This window comes from Actinotalea sp. (assembly GCF_041597215.1).
Taxonomy (GTDB): domain Bacteria; phylum Actinomycetota; class Actinomycetes; order Actinomycetales; family Cellulomonadaceae; genus Actinotalea.
On sequence record NZ_JBFHHB010000327.1, the window covers coordinates 1 to 2,778 of the forward strand.

At 72.2% G+C, this 2,778-nt stretch carries 3 protein-coding genes and 1 pseudogene; 1 reads left to right on the forward strand and 3 read right to left on the reverse strand.

Annotation, left to right across the window (positions count from 1 at the left end):
• Nucleotides 1-9 precede the first annotated feature (9 nt).
• From ABWK99_RS15495 to ABWK99_RS15505, 3 genes are all read right to left on the reverse strand, one after another.
• Complete coding sequence (locus ABWK99_RS15495) at nt 10-1,032, reverse strand: 1-aminocyclopropane-1-carboxylate deaminase (RefSeq protein WP_372595586.1); 1,023 nt, start codon at nt 1,030-1,032, stop codon at nt 10-12.
• Nucleotides 1,029-1,721, reverse strand: coding sequence for a GntR family transcriptional regulator (locus ABWK99_RS15500; RefSeq protein WP_372595587.1), 693 nt, complete (start codon nt 1,719-1,721; stop codon nt 1,029-1,031). The genes ABWK99_RS15495 and ABWK99_RS15500 overlap by 4 nt, the downstream gene beginning before the upstream one ends.
• 126 nt (nt 1,722-1,847) lie before the next feature.
• Nucleotides 1,848-2,288 (reverse strand): nitroreductase family deazaflavin-dependent oxidoreductase, encoded by a 441-nt coding sequence (locus ABWK99_RS15505; RefSeq protein WP_372595588.1) that lies wholly within the window; start codon nt 2,286-2,288, stop codon nt 1,848-1,850.
• Nucleotides 2,289-2,491: 203 nt separating this feature from the next.
• Here ABWK99_RS15505 and ABWK99_RS15510 point away from each other — a divergent pair.
• Nucleotides 2,492-2,778: pseudogene (locus tag ABWK99_RS15510) on the forward strand (amino acid permease); the annotation flags it as partial.

The window sequence follows — 2,778 nt, forward strand, 5'->3', positions numbered from 1 at the left end:
GGGGGTGGGTCAGGAGATGAGGGCGGAGTAGCCGTTGAGGGCGGGCTGGCCGCCGAGGTGGGCGTACAGCACCGTCGAGCTCGCGGCGATCTCCTGGGTGCGGACCAGCTCGATCATCGCCGCCATGGACTTCCCCTCGTAGACGGGGTCGGTGATCATCCCGTCCGTCCGGGCGGCGAGGCGCATGGCCTCCAGCGTCACCTCGTCGGGGATGCCGTAGGTGCCGGCGTGGAAGCGCTCGTCGAGCTCGACGTCGTCCAGGGTCAGCTCGCGCTCCAGGCCGATGGCCGCTGCGGTGCGCTGAGCGATCCGCAGCACCTGCGCGCGGGTCTCGGCCGGCTTGGCCGAGCCGTCCACCCCGAGCACCCGCCGCGGGCGGCCGCCCTGCTCCTCGAGGAGCGCGAAACCGGCGACCATCCCGGCCTGCGTGGACCCGGTCACGGAGCAGACCACGACGGTGTCGAAGAAGACACCGAGCTCGGCCTCCTGCTCGGCGACCTCCGCCGCCCAGCCCGCGAAGCCGAGGCCGCCCAGCGGGTGGTCGGAGGCGCCGGCCGGGATCGCGTAGGGCTTGCCGCCGTCCGCGACGATCTCCGCGAGCGCGTTCTCCCAGCTCTCCTTGAACCCGATGCCGAACCCGGCCGTGACGAGCCGGACGTCTGCGCCTGCGAGTCGGGAGAGCAGGATGTTGCCGACCTTGTCGTAGACGGGGTCCGGCCAGTCGACCCAGCTCTCCTGGATCAGCACGCAGCGCAGCCCGGCGCGGGCGGCGACGGCGGCGACCTGGCGCGTGTGGTTGGACTGCACCCCGCCGATCGACACGAGCGTGTCGCACCCCTGGGCCAGGGCATCGGCGACCAGGTACTCGAGCTTGCGGGTCTTGTTGCCGCCGAAGGCGATCCCGGAGTTGCAGTCCTCCCGCTTGGCCCACAGGTCCGCCCCGCCGAGCTCGGAGGTGAGTCGGTCGAGGCGGTGGACGGGCGAGGGCCCGAAGAGCAGCGGATAGCGGGCGAAGTCGGCGAGCGTCGTCATGCGGGCTCCTCGGGAGCAGGGGGTGTGCGGGTCTCGTCCGGGGCGGTCGCCTCGACGGTCTCGTCCAGCTCCTCGAGCAGGGTGGACCAGATGGTGGTGGTCACCGCGACGGCGAGCTCCGGCTCGGTGCGGCAGGTGTCGACGAGCGCCTCGTGGAGGGCGATCGAGTCCTGCCCGTGCGGGGCGCCGAAACGTTGCCGTTCCAGACGCCGGATCAGCGGGGTGAACCGCTCGACGGTGGCCCTCACGGCGGCGTTCTCGCACCTCGCCAGGAGGACCCCGTGCAGCTCGTCGTCGGCGGACAGCGCCGCGTCGACGTCACCTGTGGACACCGCGTCGGCGAACCGCTGGTTCGCGTCCCGCATGGTGGCCAGGTCGTCGTCGGTGAGCCGGCTCGCGGCCTCGCGCGCCGCGATCTCGTGCATGGCACGGACGACGACGACGGCGTCGCGGACGTCCTTCGGCCGCACGGGGGTCACCCGGGTGTGGCTCTGCGGCTTGGACTCGACGAGCCCCTCGTCGACGAGCCGGGACAGGGCCGAGCGCACGGGCGCGACGGACAGGCCGAGGGTGGACGCGAGCTCCGCATCCTTGATCACCTGCCCGGGCGCGAGGTCGCCACGGACGATCGAGGCGCGGATGGCAGCCAGGGCCTCGTCGCGGAGCAGGACTCTCGAGAGGCGTGGCATGGGGCTGCGAAGGGAGGGGACCACGAGTGACATTTCAGATGTCAGTGGCCTCGATGTCAAGCGTGCAGCGGATCGGGTGCTTCGCGAGGAAGCGCGACGGCCGGGTCGGTCGACGAGACGGCAGGGTCAGTCGGCGAGAGGCGTGAGCAGGAAGAGCGGGATGAGGCGGTCGGTCTTCGTCGCGTACTCGGCGTAGTCCGGCCAGACGGCGACGGCGCGATCCCACCACAGCTCGCGCTCCGCGCCGGTGAGCTCGCGCGCGGTGTAGTCACGGCGGACCGCCCCGTCCTGGAGCTCGACATGGGGGTGGGCGACGAGGTTGTGGAACCAGGTGGGGTGCACCGGGTGACCGCCCTTCGACGCGACGACGACGTACTCGCCGTCGTGCTCGACCCGCATCAGGGGCGTCTTGCGGAGCTTCCCGCTCTTGGCGCCGACGGAGGTCAGCACGATGATCGGGACTCCGCGCATCGTGTTGCCCTCCGTCCCGCCGGAGGACTCGAAGAGCTCGGCCTGCTCGCGGGCCCAGGCAGAGGCGGACGGGGCGTACTCACCGGAAAGAGGCATGACCGTGCAACGTCAGAGGCGCGCGGACTGTTCCCCGCCGCCGGCGCCGACGACGACGCCGCCACCCGCGTCCGTGTCCCCCTCGCGACTTCCGCGCCCGCCGGCCGTCCGTCGGGACGCTGGTCCGGCACGCGGGCCGCGGGGGTACGGCATCCTGTCCGGCGGGCCATCCACGAGGAGCGCTCGCGTTCCCGAGGAGTGAGATGATCGACCGCAGCGTCCTGCGTCGCAAGCCCGTCGAGACCTCGATGGCGGACAGCCACGACCCCGACCGCTCGCTGAGCCGCACCCTGAGTGCCTGGGACCTCGCGGTGATGGGCGTCGCGGTGGCGGTCGGGGCGGGGATCTTCTCGGTCGGTGCGACCGCCGCGGCCAACTACGCGGGCCCCGGCGTCATCCTGTCCTTCCTCATCGCCTCCGTCGTCTGCGCGCTGGCCATCATGTGCTACGCCGAGTTCGCCTCGACGCTGCCGATCGCCGGGTCGGCGTA